Consider the following 16,647-nt stretch of genomic DNA (forward strand, 5'->3'; position numbering starts at 1 on the left):
GGTCAGGGGCGGCCCACTGCGAGGATCGCCTCGACGTCGAGGGTGATCTCGGCCCCGACGGAAGCAGGGAGGACGACGCGTTGTCCGGGGGCGTGGACGCGGTGGCAGCGGTATTCGTTGGCGAACGGGTCCGTCAGGACGTGGATGCGGCCCTTCTTGCGGTCGATGACCACATAGACCGGGATCTTGGCGATCGCGTAGGCGGTGACCTTCTTCTTGAGGTCGGTGGCGTAGTTGGATGAGGTGACTTCGAGTACCAGGCGGAAGACGGCCGGGTCGTAGCAGTTCTCCGCGACGAGGTGCTCACGGTAGTCGGCGTCGACGACGACGAGGTCGGGGACGGCGTAGTCCTCGGGACCCTCGGGGAGCCATACGCCCATGGCCTGCGTCACTCTGGTCTCCGCGCCGTGCGCGGCCGCGAACGCGAAGGTGAGGTCGGTCAACGCATCCCCGTGCGGGCCGTCCGGCGGTGGCGTCACGGTGAGCTCTCCCCCGATGATCTCGATGCGGTAGCCGGGAAGCTTGTCGGCGAGCCGGGCCGCTTCTTTGAGCAGCGCGGATTCGCCGTCACAGGGGTGCTCGACCGCTGCGGCAGACATGGCGCCTCCTAGTGGCTGGTATCGAGAGCATCATCGTAGGCCGGGCAGGCTTGCGCGTCCCGTACCACGATGTTCACCCGTTCGAGAGTGTCACCGCTGCCCTGATGCCCCCGCCCCCCGCGCATACGTCAGAAACGCCGCGCCGCTCTGGAGGACGGTGTGTTCGGTCAGCTCCCAGGTGCGGGGGTCGAAGGCGGTGTCCCGGGAGAAGAGCGGGATGCCGGTGCCCAGGGTGAGGGGGCTCAGCTTGACGATCAGCTGGTCGATCTCCGGGTAGAGCACACCGGCGAGTTCGCTGCCGCCGAGCAGCCAGATGTCCTTGCCGTCCGCTTGCTTCAGCTCGCGTACCTTCGCCACCGGGTCGGTGGCCACCAGCTCCACCGCCGGGTCCGGGCTCTCCTTCATGGTCCGGGAGAAGACCAGGTGCCGCAGGTGGGGATAGGCGTCGGTGAGGCCGGCCCGGAGGCCGATCTCGTAGGTGCGGCGGCCCTCCAGGACGGTGTCGAAGCGGGCGCCCTCGTCGGTGATGCCCAGCGCCGACCGGGCCTGCACCGGCAGGACTTCCGGCAGCTCGGCGGCCAGGTGCTTGACGTAGTCGTCGGCGATCGGCCAGAAGCCGTCCGGACCGGTGGGGTCGGCGCCGTCGGGGCCCGCGATGAAGCCGTCGAGAGTGGATGCGATGCAATAGACGAGTCGGCGCATTGGAGGGCCCCCCTTGGGCAGTTGGTGTGCACTGCTGCGCTGGAATGATCTCGCAGATTCACTCCGTACGCAGGCCATCCGGGCGCATCAGCCGCCACAGCGGCGGCAGGCTCAGGGCCGTCACGAACAGGATCACGCCGCCGCCGGTGGCGGTCATCCCCGCCACCACGGGGACGTCCACCGTCACCGGACTGCCGGTCATCGTCAGCAGCAGGGCGCCCAGCGCCAGCCCGCAGCCCAGTGCCAGGCCCAGACCGAGCACGACCGGGATGGCGGTCTGCCACAGCACCGACCAGCCCAGGGTGGTGCGGCGGGTGCCGTGGGCGTCGAGGGCGGACAGCGCCCGGCGGCGCTCGTGGAACTGCTCGACGGTGGAGATGACCAGGCCCGAGCCGATCAGCAGCAGGGTGATCACCGCGCCGGCGAACAGGCCGTCGCGGACGCTGGAGTACTGCGCGTCATGCGGGTTGTCGACCACGGACGCCTCGTTCATCGTCGGGTCGATACGGGCCGCGGCGTTGCGGATGTGCTCCACGGCGTCCGGGGTGGAGCGGTCGAAGCGGATCTTGAGTTCCGCGGTGGCGGACCGGAAGCGGCCGAGGTCGACCGCGGCGGGGGTGGCCAGCAGGTCGTAGCGGATGTGGTCGGGGGCGCGTCCGGGGTGGCGCAGCCGGGCGTCGCGGGCCGCCGTGGGGATCGTCCAGGGGTGCGGTCGCACCGGGTCGTACCTGGTGAACGCGGGGTTGAGGTCGACGGTCGTGCCGGGCGCCAGGGCGAGGGATCGGCCGCGGAGGCCGGTGAGGAACACCTCGCCGTCCCGACAGGAGTCCAGCCGGGCCAGGGCGCGCAGCTCGGCGCAGCTGCCGACGGCGATCGTCGCGGAGGGGCCGGCGGGTTCGTCGTGCCCGGCGGACCGGGAGCGCCCGGCGGCGGGCAGCGGGCCGATGTTCGCGTCGACCGTGCCGCGGACGGCGGTCACCCCCGGGGTGGCGCGCAGCGCGGTCAGCGCCCGCTGGACCTGCGGCCAGTCCCGGACGTCGCCCCACAGGCCGATCCGCGGCACCTTGCCGGACGCGGCGTACGCCTGGGCGAAACCGGTCTGCATCCCGGTCAGCAGCATGTGGACCGCGATGGCGCCGGCCACCGCGACGGTGATGCCGCTGACCGCGCGGGTGGCCGGGCCGCTGTTCAACTGGAGGCGGCGGACGGCGAGTTGCCAGGGGACCGGGCCGCCGCGCAGCCGGCCGACGACCGCGTCGACCAGCCAGGGCAGCAGCGCGGTGACCCCGAACAGCAGCAGCATCGCACCGGCCGCGAGCCGGACGGTGTGGAGCGGGGTGTCCCGCCACGGGTACTCCCGGACCAGCGGCACCAGCAGCGCGGCACCCGCGGCGGGCAGGGCCACCCGCCACCACAGACGGCGGCGGACCGGCGGACGGGAGCGGACGACGCCCAGCGGCTCGACGGTGGCCCCGCGCTGCGCGAACAGCGTCACGGCCACCGCCGCCGCCGGGACGAGCAGCGAGATCAGCGCCGTGGCGAGCGGGCCGGGGGTCACGTCCGAGGGGAAGACGTTGATGTCCCACAGCGTGATCAGCGGGGCCAGCTGCCGGCCGCCCAGGAACAGCGCGGCGCCCGCCACCAGCCCCGGCAACGAGCCGAACAGCGCCTCTCCCGAGGCGATCCGGCGGGTCGTCCGGACGTCGGCGCCGATCAGCCGGAGCGCGGCCAGCCGGCGCTCCCGGCGCTCGTTGCCGAACCGTACGGAGGTGCCGATGAAGACCAGCACCGGCGTCAGCAGCGCCACACAGGTCATGATCACCAGGACCACGGCGGGCGCCTGCACCGGCGGTCCGTGCCCGTTCCCGCCGAAGTGGTCGATGCGGGTGGCGTTGGCCAGGGACGGGGCGGCGCGCCGGGCGAGATAGGTGAGCTCCCGCGGGCCGCGCAGCCCCTCGTCACCGATGACGCCCGCCACCCGGTAGTCCAGCCGCTCGCGCAGCAGCGCGCCCCCGGGGGACGCCAGCAGGTCCCTGAGCGCGGGGGAGACCAGCATCCGGCCGGGGCCGGGGAGCCGGCGGACGCCGGGCGGGACCGGCGGATGCGCGCCGTCCGGGCGCACCAGGCGGCCGCGGATCTGCGCACCGCGGAACACGGTGTCGGCCGAGGCGTAGCGCAGGGTGTTGTCGGCGGGCGGGGGCTCATGGGTCCGGCCCAGGCTCTCGCGGGCCTGCTCCCGGCCCTGCCAGGCGTCCATCAGGGCCGGCACGGACGCGCCGAGCAGCAGGACGGCCACGCCCAGGGCGACACCGGCGGCCGTCAGCGCCGTCCGCAGCCGGCCCTCGCGGCCGCCGCCGGCCGCGAACCGCATCCCCATCGCGAGGTCCCGGGCCCAGGCCGCGGTGCCGGCCCGCAGGCGCGGCGGGCTCATCGCAGGCCCGCCGTCAGGTCCTTCACTCTGCCGTCGCGGACGACGACCTCCCGGTCGGAGTAGGCGGCGACCCGGGCCTCATGGGTGACCAGGACCACCGCGGCGTCGCTCTCCCGGGCGGCGTCGGTCAGCAGGGTCAGGACGCGTTCGCCGTTGAGGGAGTCCAGGGCGCCGGTGGGCTCGTCCGCGAAGAGCACCCGCGGCCCGGTGACCAGGGCGCGGGCCACCGCGATCCGCTGCCCCTGGCCGCCGGATATCTCTCCGGGCCGCCGGTCGTGCACGGACTCGACCTCCAGCCGCTCCAGCCACTCGCGGGCCCGCCGCTCGGCCTCCCTGCGCCTGGCGCCGTTCAGCCGCAGCGGCAGCGCCACGTTCTCCACTGCGGTCAACTCCGGTACGAGCTGCCCGAATTGGAAGACGAAGCCGAAGTCGGTACGGCGCAGGGCGCTGCGCCGGGCGTCGCTGAGGGCGGTCAGGGTGTGCGGGCCGTAGCGGACGGTGCCGGTGTCCGGGCGGACTATCCCGGCGAGGCAGTGCAGCAGTGTCGACTTGCCGGAGCCGGACGGGCCCATGACGGCGACGACCTCACCGGCGTGCACCGCGAACTCCACCCCGTCCAGCGCCGGGGTCGCCCCGTAGGCCTTGGTGAGCCCCTCCGCCGCGAGTAGGGGGCACCTCCCGGCGGAGCCGGGGGACGAGCCCTCCGGCGTCACCCGCGGACCGTTTCCGCCAGCTTGTCCAGCCGGGCGGCGGTCAGCTCCAGCCAGCGCAGATCGGCTTCGAGATGGAACAGCGCGTGGTCACAGATCAGCTGGTCGGCGAGGTCGCCGGTGCGCTTGCGCTCGGTCAGTGCGCGCATCAGCCGCAGATGCTCGGCGCGCTGGGCGTCCAGCAGGTCGGCGGCGTTCCGGCCGGTCATCAGGGCCAGTACGACCTTGGTGTAGAGCGTCGACTGGAGGTACGGCTCGGGCTTCTCGGGGCGGGCCAGCCACTGGGCGACGTCGGTGATCCCGGCGTCCGTGATCGCATACCGCTTGCGCTCCGGTCCGGCACCGGCCTCCACGGCGTCCACCTCTACCAGGCCGTTCTTCAGCAGCCGGGACATCGTGGAGTAGACCTGCCCGTAGTGCAGCGGGCGGTCCTGGCCGAAGCGCTCGTCGAAGGCCCGCTTGAGGTCGTAGCCGTGGCGGGGACCGGACTCCAGAAGGCCCAGCAGCGTGTGACCGATTGACATGCCGACCACCCTACTCGCGGGTGTACCGGCGGTGTATACGCGTACTGCATAGCGGCTCCCCGTGGCCGCCGTGCCCGTTCCCCGGCCGCCGTCCCGGCCGCTCAGCCGTCGCCCGGCTCCTTCGGTGGCCGGCCGCGCCGCGGCAGCGCCCCCGCTCCCTTCGGCAGCCGTCCCGCCTCGGCCAGCGCCTTGCGGAGCAGGAACTCGATCTGGGCGTTGGCGCTGCGCAGCTCGTCGCCGGCCCAGCGCGCCAGAGCGTCGTGGATCAGGGGGTCCAGCCGCAGCAGCACCTGCTTGCGCTGCTGCGGCCGCCGCGCGGGGGCCGGCCCGTCGCCGGAGCCGGCCTCCCCGGAGGTGTCGGGGTGCTCGCTCACTGGTAGAGCGAGCCCGTGTTCAGGACGGGCTGGGCGGCCCGGTCGCCGCACAGCACCACCATCAGGTTGCTGACCATGGCCGCCTTGCGCTCCTCGTCCAGCTCGACGATGCCCTGCTCGTTGATCCGTGCCAGTGCCTGCTCGACCATGCCGACCGCGCCCTCGACGATCTGCTGGCGGGCCGCGACCACCGCACCGGCCTGCTGGCGCTGGAGCATCGCCGAGGCGATCTCGGGCGCGTAGGCGAGGTGGCTGAAGCGGGACTCGATGATGCGGACGCCGGCGGCCTGGACCCGGGCGGTCAGCTCCAGGGCGAGCTTCTCGGTGATCTCCTCGGCGTTGCCGCGCAGCGACAGCGCGTCCTCGTCGTGGGCGTCATAGGGGTACTCGATCGCGATGTGCCGGACGGCCGCCTCGGTCTGGGTGGCGACGAACTCCAGGAAGTCGTCGACCTCGAAGAGCGCCTGGGCGGTGTCCTCGACCTGCCAGACCACGATCGAGGCCAGCTCGATGGGGTTGCCGTAGGCGTCGTTGACCTTCAGTACGGCGGTCTCGTGGTTGCGGACCCGGGTGGAGATCTTCCGGGCGGTGGTGAGCGGGTTGACCCAGCGCAGGCCGTCGGTGCGGATGGTGCCGACGTAGCGGCCGAAGAGCTGGATGACGCGGGCCTCGCCGGGGGCGACCATCTTCACGCCGGTCATGCAGAAGAGCGAGGCGAGCAGCAGCAGGATGCCGCCGATGAACATCGGGACGGCGACGGCGTTGTTGCCGCCGTCGCCGAGTATGCCGCCGACGACGATCACGGCGACGCCCAGCGCGACGCCGAGCACGGTCAGCAGCAGGGCGAGGCCGCCCGGAATGCTGTGCGCCGGGACCTCGCGGACCTGCGGTCTGGGCATCTCGGGCGCGTCGACGGCGAGGTCGCCGCCGGTGCCGCCGGTCTGGTCGGCCGGAGTCTGGTCGGTCATGTGGTCCCCGTTTCTCCAGGTGCGGTGCGTGATGTCCACCGCATTTGGTGATGTCGCTGGTCTAGCAAAGTGTTAGCACTTTAACGCCCGACGGGCGGCGCCGTCCAGAGGTCCGCGGGGGATTCGCGGCGGCAAGGTCGCAGGTGAGGGGGTGGTGACGAGCAAAACCCACTCCATGGTTCCGTCATGGCGGGTGCTGTTTGTCACGTCGGGAAAAGCCTTGATCGATGAGTATTTGTTTACAGATGCGGTGTTAGCTTCAACAGCTGAGTTAGCTGGGGGCGGAACGACTGGAGTTGCTGAAGCGATGGGCCGAGCGGAAGCGAGACGGGCGCGACAGGGGAGCGCTCGCCGTGCCAAGCAGACCGACGGGAAGTCCGGCATACGCCGCTTCTTCACCTGGAAGAAGCTCCTCGGAGCCTTTCTCGGGGTGTGCCTGCTGGGCATCCTCGGATTCATCGGTCTGTACCTGTACGTGGACATTCCCAAGGGCAACAGCGCCGCCAAGCTCCAGAGCAATGTCTACAAGTACGCCAACGGCAAGGTCATGGCCCGGGTCGGCCAGGTCAACCGCGAGAGCGTCCCGATCGACCGGATACCCAAGGACGTCCAGCGCACCTTCGTCGCCGCGGAGAACAAGACCTTCTACGACGACTCCGGCGTCGACCTGAAGGGCACCCTGCGCGGTGTGCTCAACACCCTGCGGGGCCAGGGCAAGCAGGGTGGCTCGACGATCACCCAGCAGTACGTCAAGAACTACTACCTGAGCCAGGAGCAGACGGTCTCCCGCAAGCTCCAGGAGATCGTCATCTCGCTCAAGGTGGACAACAAGTTCAAGAAGGAAGACATCCTCGCCGGCTACATCAACACCAGCTACTACGGCCGCGGCGCCTACGGCATCCAGGCCGCCGCCCAGGCCTACTACGGCGTGGACGTCGAGAAGCTCACCGTCTCGCAGGGCGCCTACCTCGCCTCGCTGCTCCAGGCGCCGAGCCAGTACGACTGGTCCAGCGCGACCAAGGCCGGCCAGAAGCGGGTCAAGGAGCGCTGGGCGTACACCCTCGACAACATGGTCGAGATGAAGTGGCTCCCCGCGGCGGACCGGGCCAAGCAGAAATTCGACGTGCCCCAGGACCCCAAGCCGCTGCCCGGCGTGAGCGGCCAGACCAGCTACCTGGTCAAGCAGGCCAAGCAGGAACTCTTCGCGCAGGGCGTCGACGAGAACGAGTTCGAGGCCGGCGGCTGGACCGTCACCCTCGGCATCGACCGGAACAAGCAGCAGGCGCTGGAGAAGTCCGTCAAGCGCAAGCTCACCGACGACCTCGACTCCAAGAAGCGCAAGGTCGACGGGGACGCCCAGCTCGGCGCCACCTCGGTGGACCCCAAGACCGGGCACATCGTGGCGATGTACGGCGGTGAGGGCTATCCGAAGCACTACACGAACAACGCCACGCGCTCCGACTACCAGCCCGCCTCCACCTTCAAGCCGCTGATCCTGGCGTCGGCGATGGAGAACAACGCGGTCACCCAGGACGGCAACCCGATCAACCCGAACACGATCTACGACGGCCGTAACCGCCGCCCGGTCGTCGGCGGGGACATCGGCTTCGCACCGCCCAACGAGGACGAGCACACCTACGGGAAGATCAGCGTCCAGGCGGCGATGAACAACTCCGTCAACGCGGTCTTCGCGCAGATGGGCGCGGACGTCGGCCTGGAGGAGATCAAGAAGACCGCGGTCAGCCTGGGCATGGACGGCTCCAAGATCGACGCCAAGCCCGCGATGACCCTGGGCACCATGGGCGCCAGCCCGCTCCAGATGGCCGGGGTCTACGCCACGCTCGACAACCACGGCGAGAAGGTCACCCCGACCCTGGTCAAGAAGGCGGTGCACCCGGTCAACGGCGTCCAGACCGAGGTCCCGCTCAAGGACCCGATCGGCGAACGCGTTCTCAGCAGCCGCACCGCCGACACCCTCACCTCGGTCCTGACCGGTGTGGTCAACGACGGCACCGCCTCGCAGTCCGTGAAGAACACTGCGTACGAGGCGGCCGGCAAGACCGGTACCTCCGACGACAACAAGTCGGCGTGGTTCGTCGGTTACACGCCCAAGCTGGTCACCGCGGTCGGCATGTTCGGCGAGTCCCCCAAGGGCGGCACCCAGGTCACCCTCAAGGGCACCGGCGGCGGCGGCCGGGTCAACGGCGGCGGCTACCCGGCCCGGGTGTGGGCCGACTACACGGAGTCGGCGCTGGGCGGCAACACCGGCGCGGAGTTCGACCTCGACACCGACCTCGGTGCCGGTGTCCCGCCGACCCCCACCCCGACGCCGAGCGACACCCCGTCGACCAGCCCCTCGCCGTCCGAGACGCCGAGCAAGAGCCCGTCGCAGACCCCGTCGAGCCCGAGCGTGCCGCCGACGAACAGCCCGAGCGGCAAGCCGTCGGACCCGGCCACCCCCACCGACCCCAGCTCCCCGCCGCCGCCCGACGGCGAGGACGGCGGGGACACCGGCGGCAAGCCGGCCGGCGGGGCCGCCGGCGGCGGTGGCACCAACCAGGACAGCCTGACCGGCTTCAACTGACGCCGGTCCCCGTGCACGCGCCGCGGCCCCCACCGTCGAGGTGGGGGCCGCGGCGCGTGCACGGGGGAGGCGGGGTCTCAGCCCCCGTTCACCTTGTGGGCGATCCGGTCGCCCACGTTCTTGTCGATGTTGCGCCAGTACTGCAGCGCCCGGTCCAGCACCGGACGGCTGACGCCGTTCAGCAGGTGGCCGGCCACATTGCCCACGAGCCGGTCGCGGGCCGCGTCGTCGAGGACCTGGCGGACCATGGTGCCCGGCTGGCCGAAGTCGTCGTCGTCCCGGCGCAGCGTGTAGGCCTCGCGGACCATCTCGCCGCCGGTCTCCCAGCCCGCGGGCTCCCCGTACCGCAGGGTGTCCGCGGCCGGGCCGCCGTAGCTGTTCGGGGCGTAGGGCCGGGCCGCGCGGGACGGCTCGAACCGCATCGGGCCGTCCTTCGCGTACGAGTGGACGGGCGCGTGCGGCCGGTTGGGCGGCAGCTGGGCGTAGTTGGGGCCGATGCGGTAGCGGTGGGTGTCCGCGTAGGAGAACAGCCGGCCCAGCAGCATCTTGTCCGGCGAGGGACCGACACCCGGCACCATGTTGGACGGCTCGAACGCCGCCTGCTCGATGTGGATGAAGTAGTCCTCGGGGTTCTTGTTGAGCGTCATCCGCCCGACCTCGATCAGCGGGTAGTCGCCGTGCGGCCACACCTTGGTCAGGTCGAACGGGTTGAACCGGTAGTCCGGGGCGTCCGCGAACGGCATGACCTGCACATACAGCGTCCACGACGGAGCGTTGCCGCCGTCGATGGCCTCGAACAGGTCCCGCCGGTGGTAGTCGCCGTCCTCGCCGGCGATCCGGTCCGCGTCCTCCTGGGTGAGGAAGTCGATACCCTGGTCGGTCTTGAAGTGGTACTTGATCCAGAACCTCTCGCCGCCGGCATTGACCCACATGTAGGTGTGCGAGCCGTAGCCGTTCATGTGGCGGTAGGTCTTCGGGATGCCGCGGTCGCCCATCAGCCAGGTCACCTGGTGGGCGGACTCCGGGGAGAGCGTCCAGAAGTCCCACTGCATGTCGTTGTCGCGCATCCCGTTGTCCGGGCGGCGCTTCTGCGAGCGGATGAAGTCCTGGAACTTGATCGTGTCCCGGACGAAGAAGACCGGGGTGTTGTTCCCCACCAGGTCGTAGTTGCCGTCCTCGGTGTAGAACTTCAGCGCGAAGCCGCGGGGGTCGCGCCAGGTGTCGGGGGAGCCCTGCTCACCCGCGACGGTCGAGAACCGGGCCAGCATCTCGGTGGTCCTGCCCGGCTGGAACAGATCTGCCCTGGTGAACTGGCTGACGTCGTTGGTGACCTGGAAGAAGCCGTACGCGCCGGCGCCCTTGGCGTGCACCACCCGCTCGGGGACCCGTTCGCGGTTGAACTGGGCCATCTTCTCGATGAGGTAGTGGTCCTGGAGCAGGATGGGGCCGTCCGGGCTCACGGTGAGGGAGTGTTCGTCGCTCTCCACCGGAACGCCGGCGTTGTTCGTCGTGCGAGGGACGTGCTGCGCGGAGCTGGTCATGGAGGAGTGCCTCCTGGTTCGACGGCGTGGAAGGAGGGCGGCCAGTCCCGTATTGGGGCAGTCAGTCCCTTTCGTCCACCCAAGCAGTCAACTCCCCCGACGGCATGTCGGCAAGAGTTGGACCCCGTCCGGTCTCAGACGGGGTCCAACATGTGGGACGGGCGCCGGAAGCGCGGCGGGGCTCAGCGGCGCGGCGTCCCCGCGGGCATCGACAGCTCGAACCAGACGACCTTTCCCATGCTCAGCCGGGTCGCGCCCCAGCGCCGCGCCATCCGGTTCACGAGGTAGAGGCCCCGCCCGCCCTCGTCCGACGGCCGGGCCTGGCGCAGCCGCGGCAGCTGCGGGACGTCGTCACCGACCTCGCAGCGCAGTACGTCCGTTCGCAGCAACCGCAGCGTGATCGGCCGCTCCGCGTACCGCACGGCATTCGTCACCACCTCGCTGACCAGCAGCTCCAGCTGGTCGGTCAGCTCGTCCAGACCCCAGCGCGCCAGCGCCCGCCGGGCCAGCCGGCGGGCCTGCCCGGCGGTCTGCGCCTTCGGGTCCAGATACCAGTACGCGACATCGCTCGGCGCGATCCCGTCGAACCGCGCCGCCAGCAGCGCGATGTCGTCATCGCGGTCGCCGGGGCCCAGCATGTCCAGCACCTCGTCGCACATCGGCTCCAGCGGCGGCGGGTTGGGGCCGGTCAGCCGGGCCGTCTCCGCCAGCCGCTCCCGCAGCTGCTCGATGCCGGTCCACACGTCCCGGATGCGCGACTCGACCAGCCCGTCCGTATACAGGACGAGCGTGGCGCCCGCCGGGGCGTCCAGCTCCACCGCCTCGAAGTCCACCCCGCCGACGCCGATCGGCGCGCCGGACGGCACCCGCAGCACCTCGGCGCGCCCGCCGCGGTGCAGCATCACCGGCGGCGGATGCCCGGCGTTGGCGATGGTGATGCGGTGCGCGACCGGGTCGTAGACCGCGTACATGCAGGTCGCCATGCGGTCCGTGCCCAGCCGCTGGGCCTGCTCGTCGAGGTGGTGCAGCACCTCCTGCGGCGGCAGGTCCAGCCCGGCCAGCGTCTGGGCGGTGGTCCGCAGCTGGCCCATGATCGCCGCCGAGGTCATCGAGTGCCCCATGACATCGCCGACGACCAGCGCCACCCGGCTGCCCGGCAGCGGAATCGCGTCGTACCAGTCGCCGCCCACCCGCGCGGTCTCCGCGGCCGGCAGATAGCGGCTGGCCAGCCGGACCCCGGTGGGCTGCGGCAGCGAGTCGGGCAGCATGGTGCGCTGCAAGGCGTCGGCGATGTACGCCTCGCGGCCGTAGAGCACCGCCTTGTCCACACCCAGCGCGGTGTGCGTCGCCAGCTGCGCCGCCACCAGCAGATCGTCCGGCTCGAAGGCCGGCCGGTCCGGGCGGCGCAGGAACACCGCGGCACCGATCACCCGGCGGCGCCCGCGCAGCGGCGCCAGGATCACCCGGTGTCCGCTGGGCAGCCGCGGGTCCGGACCCAGCAGCTCGGGCAGCGCCGTCCGCGCCGCCTGCGCCTCACCGAACAGCGGCCGTACGCCCCGCAGCACCTCGGCCAGCGGACCGCCGGGCTCCACCTCGGCCAGCTCGGCCGCGCTGCCGCCCATCGCCGGACCCAGATCGGGCTGCGCGGGCAGCACCGGCAGCCGGCCGCCGTTGGTGTCCGGCTCCTCCGGAATCCGGTCGGTACGGCGCAGCCGCAGCACCACAGGACCGGTCGGCCGCTCGTCGCCCACCGGCAGCGGGTCGCGCAGATAGACCAGGATCGCGTCGGCGAACGTCGGCACCGTCGCCCGGCACAGCCCCAGCACGATCTCGTCGAGGTCGATACCGCGGGCGATCCGCCGCGTCGCCGCCCCGATGAAGCGCAGCCGGTCACCGCCCGCCTGCCGGGCCGCGGCGACCTCACCGCTCTCGCCGGGATGGGCCGACCGGGCCGGCGGCGCCGGCAGCGGACCGGGCGGCGGACCGGCCGGCGCGGGCACCTGCGCCCCGGCGTCCTCCCCGGCCGCCGGCCGCGAGGTCTCACCGTGCGGGACGCCGGGCACCGCGGACCGGCCGCCGTGCGGCGCCTGCTCCGGCACCGTCCCGCCCGGCTCCGCACCGCGCGGCCGCGGCCGCCCGGCGCCCGAAGGGCCGCCCTCCCGCGGCCGCCCGACACCGTCACCGCTGTGCCGCGGGTGCGCCCCGTGATGCGGCTCCTCGCCCGGCTCGGGCGCCTCGGCGCGACCCACCGCGCCCTGCGCCACCCGCCGTCCGGAACGGGCCGACTCCCGGCCCGCCCCGTCCGGCCGTCCGTTCGCCGGCATGGACACCTCCCCGTACGAGTCGCCGTACGCCTCCCCATACGGGACCGAGGCGTCGCGTCCGGCGGCCTGGCCGCCGCGGTGCGCGGCGGAGTGATCGGTGGCGCGCCCGCCGGAGTGCCCGGCGGCGGCGCGGTCGGCGTCCGCCGACGGGTCCCGCCGCGCCGCGCCGTGGTCCGCGGCCGGCTCGCCGTCGCCGAGCCCGCCCGGCGAGCCGGCCGAGGCCGTGACCGTGCCGCCGGCGAGACCTATGTCGTCACCGCCGCGCACCGCGAAGCCGGTGCCGGGCCCCGGCACGCACCCGGCCGCGCCGGGCTGCTGGAGGGCGCTGCGCGGGTCGGGGACCGCGCCGAGCGGCGCCGTCCCGGCCGGCCCCCGGGCAGGGGACAGCGAGGACGCGGCGGTCGGGGCCGACTGCCGCGATTCGTGGGAGGTGGGGTGCTCCGTCACGCGTGGGATTCCATCCGTCCGGGGCTGCGCGCCCGACGTGCCGCGTTCCGGGCGCGCCGACCGTGCGGCCGCGCCCGACGCGCTGCGTCTCAAGCGCGTCGCAGGTGCAGAAAGAGCTGGATCTCGGGTGGTACGTCCGTACTTGACGGGGCGTATGCGTACGCATCCTCCCCGACGACGTCGAAACCCGCGGCGTGCACGACCCGGCGCAGATCGTCCCGCAGGTAACCCGATACCCGGACCGAGTTGCCCAGGAACGGAATCGTGAAGTCGTCCACATCCGCCTCGACCATCGACAGGGCGAGCAGCCCCTCAGGACGTAGGAGATCATGCAGCATGCCCAGTGCGTAAGGGATTTCCGCACGGGGCAGCATCAGCAGGGAGAAAAAAGCGGCAATACCGTCGAAGGAGCCGGTGCCGCCGAGCCGGCCGCCGCGCAGATCGGCGATGTCCAGCCGGTGGAAGTCGGCGCCGGGGACGTGCTGCCGGGCCAGTCTGATCATCGAGGGGGAGAGATCGACACCCACGACACGGTGCCCGGCGTCCGCGAGCTGGCGGGCGGTCGGCAGGCCCGTACCGCAGCCGAGGTCCAGGACGCGTGAGCCGGCGGGCAGGGTGTCGGCGAGCCAGGCGCCCGAGGCGAGCTGGCCCTCCTTGTGCGGAAAGGCGTCGTCATAGCGGTTGCCGATGGCGTCGAACGCCTCGGCCTGGCCCGCCCGGTCCAGTGCTAACCGGTTCAGCCCGTCGTATCCGTCGTAGCTAGTCGCGCTCACGACCTCGCCCCTCCTGCGACCGCGGTCAAGTTCGTTTTCCAGTTCTGGAGTTGCGCCTGTGCAGTCTTGCGGAGGACGATCCTACGTTTGAAGGCCCGGGGCGCAGCAAGGGGGCTCGGCCCCGTCTCCCGGCCCGCGGGAAACAGCTTTGCCCATAGGCGCACCTTTCCACGGTTCGCCCCCTTCACTCACGTTGTTTCACTTCACTCCCTCACGACCGCAAACGCTCCGGTGCGCGGTCCCAGTCCTCCGGGAGCCGGGGAACGTCCCAGGCCGGGTCGGGCCGCCAGTCCTCCCAGCCGTCGGCGAACGGTGCGCGCCAGGCCGTGATCTGTGCGATCGCGGCCCGGCCCGCCGATCTGACCTCGGCGGCCTGCGCGTCGGTCATCAGCCCGTCCCGCTGCGCCTGGGTGAACTCGTCCTCGTCCCGCCACTCCCAGTGCCGGTCCGGATAGACACAGATGTCGAGAAAGTGATCCTCGGAGTCAATGCCGCCCGCCCAACGGCGGCGCGGCTCCTCCAGATTGACGTACCAGTTCTTGAACTGCCAGCCGCGCTCCCAGAAGAGCCACACCGACCAGGGGTCACCGGGCCGGGCCAGTTTCAGCACACCGGTGCCGAACCAGTGGTCACGGGCGGTCCGGCGCGGCTTGGTGTAGCGGGTGGACAGCGGCTCACGGTGCACCGGAGTCCCGTCGGCGAGCACGGGTTTGACGACGGCGGTGCCGGGCGCCATCCACACCGCCAGCAGGTCATCGGTGTCCTGGACAACGGTCACGGGACGGCAGATGTGGAACCGCCCGGCGTCGGCGTTGTCGCGGTAGCGCCAGAGGACGTGGTCCCCCGGTGCCCAGCGCGCCCCGTCCGCCGCCCGCTTCGCCCCGGCCGCCCCGCGACCGCCGGCCGCCTCGCCTTCCGTCGTGTCCACCATGTCCGCTGTCATGAGCAGAGCTTAGTGGCGCGACAGGACGCGCGCCGTGACGTGAGCCGCACCGGGCGTGACGAACGCGGTATCCTTCGCCGCCCCGTTGTTACGGGTGCGTCATCCGCAGCACATCCAGCGCCTCGTCCAACTGCGCCTCGCTCAGCAGCCCCCGCTCGACGTAGCCGCCCTCCAGGACCACCTCACGAATGGTCTTCCGCTCCGCGAGGGACTTCTTGGCGACCTTCGCGGCCTCCTCATAGCCGAGGAACTTGTTGAGCGGGGTGACGACCGAGGGCGACGACTCGGCGTACTCCCGGGCCCGTGCCACGTTCGCGGTGATCCCGTCGACGGTACGGTCCGCCAGCAGCCGCGACACGTTGGCCAGCAGCCGCACCGACTCCAGCACGTTCTTCGCGATCACCGGCAGCATCACGTTCAGCTCGAAGTTGCCGGCCGCTCCGGCCGCCGCCACCGTCGCGTCATTGCCGGTGACCTGCGCCGCCACCATCAGCACCGCCTCCGGGATCACCGGGTTGACCTTCCCCGGCATGATCGACGAACCGGGCTGCAGATCCGGCAGCGCGATCTCCGCGAGCCCGGTCCGCGGCCCCGAGGCCATCCACCGCAGATCGTTGGCGATCTTCGTCAGCCCGACCCCGATCGTCCGCAGCTGCCCGCTGGTCTCGACGATCGCGTCCCGCGCCCCCTGCGCCTCGAAGTGGTTGCGCGCCTCGGTCAGCGGCAGCCCGGTCGCCCGCGCCACCTCCGCGATGACCGCGGCCGAGAACCCGGGCGGGGTGTTGATCCCCGTCCCCACCGCCGTGCCGCCCAGCGGAAGTTCCGCCAGCCGCGGCAGCGAGGCCCGCAGCCGCTCGACGCCGTACCGCACCTGGGCGGCGTAGCCGCCGAACTCCTGCCCCAGCGTCACCGGCGTCGCGTCCATCAGATGCGTCCGTCCCGACTTCACGACCTCGGCGAACTCCTCGGCCTTCCGCTCCAGGCTCTCCGCCAGATGCTCCAGCGCCGGGATCAGCTCGTCGAGCACCGCCGAGGTCGCCGCGATGTGGATCGACGAGGGGAAGACGTCGTTGGACGACTGGCTCGCGTTGACGTGGTCGTTCGGATGCACCTCCTGCCCCAGCCGCTCGCTCGCCAGCGTCGCGATGACCTCGTTGGCGTTCATGTTCGACGAGGTCCCGGAACCGGTCTGGAACACGTCGATGGGGAAGTGGTCGTCCCAGCGCCCCTCGGCGACCTCGGCCGCCGCCTCCTGGACGGCCGCCGCGATCTCCTTGTCCAGCACCCCCAGCTCGCCGTTGACCAGGGCGGCCGCGCCCTTGATGCGGGCCAGCGCCGCGATGTGCGCCCGCTCCAGCCGCTGCCCGGAAACCGGGAAGTTCGCCACCGCCCGCTGCGTCTGCGCCCGCCATTTCGCGTCTGCCGGCACCCGCACCTCACCCATCGAGTCGTGCTCGGTCCGGAAGCCGTCGGAGTCGCCGAATGCGCTGTTGTCGCTCATACCTATGTCAGTGCCCGGGAACCGCGATCTGTTCCCGGCCACCGCCCGGATGTCACCTGCCTGCGGGGCATCCCCCGTGCGGACACGCCCCCTTCGCGCACCCCGTCCCGCGCCCTTCCCCGAATATCCCCCGATGCCCCCTCCCGGACCGGAGCAACCCCCGCCCCGGACAACCGCCTTGAGCGAGTGCTCAAAACGCTCTACGCTGCGTTTTGAGCAACCGCTC

At 71.9% G+C, this 16,647-nt stretch carries 13 protein-coding genes; 1 reads left to right on the forward strand and 12 read right to left on the reverse strand.

Annotation, left to right across the window (positions count from 1 at the left end; translation table 11 throughout):
- Window positions 1–2: 2 nt before the first annotated feature.
- The 7 genes from ACGFN2_RS25525 to ACGFN2_RS25555 form a co-directional block, all read right to left on the reverse strand.
- Window positions 3–599, reverse strand: a complete 597-nt coding sequence (locus tag ACGFN2_RS25525; RefSeq protein WP_362613441.1) for a Uma2 family endonuclease — start codon at window positions 597–599, stop codon at window positions 3–5.
- Window positions 600–689: 90 nt separating this feature from the next.
- Window positions 690–1,301 (reverse strand): dihydrofolate reductase family protein, encoded by a 612-nt coding sequence (locus ACGFN2_RS25530; RefSeq protein WP_393364243.1) that lies wholly within the window; start codon window positions 1,299–1,301, stop codon window positions 690–692.
- A 58-nt stretch (window positions 1,302–1,359) separates the two neighbouring features.
- The gene (locus tag ACGFN2_RS25535) at window positions 1,360–3,732 is read right to left on the reverse strand and encodes an FtsX-like permease family protein (RefSeq protein WP_393364246.1); all 2,373 of its coding nucleotides are present in this window, start codon (window positions 3,730–3,732) and stop codon (window positions 1,360–1,362) included.
- Window positions 3,729–4,445, reverse strand: a complete 717-nt coding sequence (locus tag ACGFN2_RS25540; protein WP_393364249.1) for an ABC transporter ATP-binding protein — start codon at window positions 4,443–4,445, stop codon at window positions 3,729–3,731. The genes ACGFN2_RS25535 and ACGFN2_RS25540 overlap by 4 nt, the downstream gene beginning before the upstream one ends.
- Complete coding sequence (locus ACGFN2_RS25545; protein WP_393364252.1) at window positions 4,442–4,966, reverse strand: PadR family transcriptional regulator; 525 nt, start codon at window positions 4,964–4,966, stop codon at window positions 4,442–4,444. The genes ACGFN2_RS25540 and ACGFN2_RS25545 overlap by 4 nt, the downstream gene beginning before the upstream one ends.
- Before the next feature lie 101 nt (window positions 4,967–5,067).
- Window positions 5,068–5,340 (reverse strand): hypothetical protein, encoded by a 273-nt coding sequence (locus ACGFN2_RS25550; RefSeq protein WP_362613429.1) that lies wholly within the window; start codon window positions 5,338–5,340, stop codon window positions 5,068–5,070.
- Window positions 5,337–6,308, reverse strand: coding sequence for an SPFH domain-containing protein (locus ACGFN2_RS25555; protein WP_393364255.1), 972 nt, complete (start codon window positions 6,306–6,308; stop codon window positions 5,337–5,339). The genes ACGFN2_RS25550 and ACGFN2_RS25555 overlap by 4 nt, the downstream gene beginning before the upstream one ends.
- A gap of 307 nt (window positions 6,309–6,615) precedes the next feature.
- Between ACGFN2_RS25555 and ACGFN2_RS25560 the strand changes: the two genes are divergently transcribed.
- A complete protein-coding gene (locus tag ACGFN2_RS25560; protein WP_362613423.1) occupies window positions 6,616–8,892 on the forward strand; it encodes a transglycosylase domain-containing protein in 2,277 nt (758 codons plus the stop codon).
- Between the two features lie 77 nt (window positions 8,893–8,969).
- Here the strand turns inward: ACGFN2_RS25560 and ACGFN2_RS25565 are convergent, their stop codons facing one another.
- The 5 genes from ACGFN2_RS25565 to ACGFN2_RS25585 form a co-directional block, all read right to left on the reverse strand.
- Window positions 8,970–10,433 (reverse strand): catalase, encoded by a 1,464-nt coding sequence (locus tag ACGFN2_RS25565; RefSeq protein ID WP_393364258.1) that lies wholly within the window; start codon window positions 10,431–10,433, stop codon window positions 8,970–8,972.
- A gap of 182 nt (window positions 10,434–10,615) precedes the next feature.
- Window positions 10,616–13,204: a SpoIIE family protein phosphatase gene (locus tag ACGFN2_RS25570; RefSeq protein ID WP_393364261.1), complete on the reverse strand. Its 2,589-nt coding sequence runs from the start codon at window positions 13,202–13,204 to the stop codon at window positions 10,616–10,618.
- 89 nt (window positions 13,205–13,293) lie between these two features.
- Entirely contained in the window at window positions 13,294–13,977 is a 684-nt protein-coding gene (locus tag ACGFN2_RS25575) for a methyltransferase domain-containing protein (protein WP_362613715.1), read from the reverse strand.
- Window positions 13,978–14,188: 211 nt separating this feature from the next.
- Window positions 14,189–14,920: a DUF402 domain-containing protein gene (locus tag ACGFN2_RS25580; protein ID WP_393364264.1), complete on the reverse strand. Its 732-nt coding sequence runs from the start codon at window positions 14,918–14,920 to the stop codon at window positions 14,189–14,191.
- A gap of 88 nt (window positions 14,921–15,008) precedes the next feature.
- Entirely contained in the window at window positions 15,009–16,421 is a 1,413-nt protein-coding gene (locus ACGFN2_RS25585) for a class II fumarate hydratase (RefSeq protein WP_393364267.1), read from the reverse strand.
- Between the last annotated feature and the right edge of the window lie 226 nt (window positions 16,422–16,647).

Origin of the sequence: Streptomyces sp. NPDC048612 (assembly GCF_043199295.1) — a bacterium.
Taxonomy (GTDB): domain Bacteria; phylum Actinomycetota; class Actinomycetes; order Streptomycetales; family Streptomycetaceae; genus Streptomyces.

Bases quoted from the DNA above. Each gene is read 5' to 3' on its own strand.
- ACGFN2_RS25555 (WP_393364255.1), bottom strand. From the start codon at position 6,308: ATGACCGACCAGACTCCGGCCGACCAGACCGGCGGCACCGGCGGCGAC.
- ACGFN2_RS25545 (WP_393364252.1), bottom strand. From the start codon at position 4,966: ATGTCAATCGGTCACACGCTGCTGGGCCTTCTGGAGTCCGGTCCCCGC.
- ACGFN2_RS25560 (WP_362613423.1), top strand. From the start codon at position 6,616: ATGGGCCGAGCGGAAGCGAGACGGGCGCGACAGGGGAGCGCTCGCCGT.
- ACGFN2_RS25565 (WP_393364258.1), bottom strand. From the start codon at position 10,433: ATGACCAGCTCCGCGCAGCACGTCCCTCGCACGACGAACAACGCCGGC.
- ACGFN2_RS25585 (WP_393364267.1), bottom strand. From the start codon at position 16,421: ATGAGCGACAACAGCGCATTCGGCGACTCCGACGGCTTCCGGACCGAG.
- ACGFN2_RS25530 (WP_393364243.1), bottom strand. From the start codon at position 1,301: ATGCGCCGACTCGTCTATTGCATCGCATCCACTCTCGACGGCTTCATC.
- ACGFN2_RS25580 (WP_393364264.1), bottom strand. From the start codon at position 14,920: ATGACAGCGGACATGGTGGACACGACGGAAGGCGAGGCGGCCGGCGGT.
- ACGFN2_RS25525 (WP_362613441.1), bottom strand. From the start codon at position 599: ATGTCTGCCGCAGCGGTCGAGCACCCCTGTGACGGCGAATCCGCGCTG.
- ACGFN2_RS25535 (WP_393364246.1), bottom strand. From the start codon at position 3,732: ATGAGCCCGCCGCGCCTGCGGGCCGGCACCGCGGCCTGGGCCCGGGAC.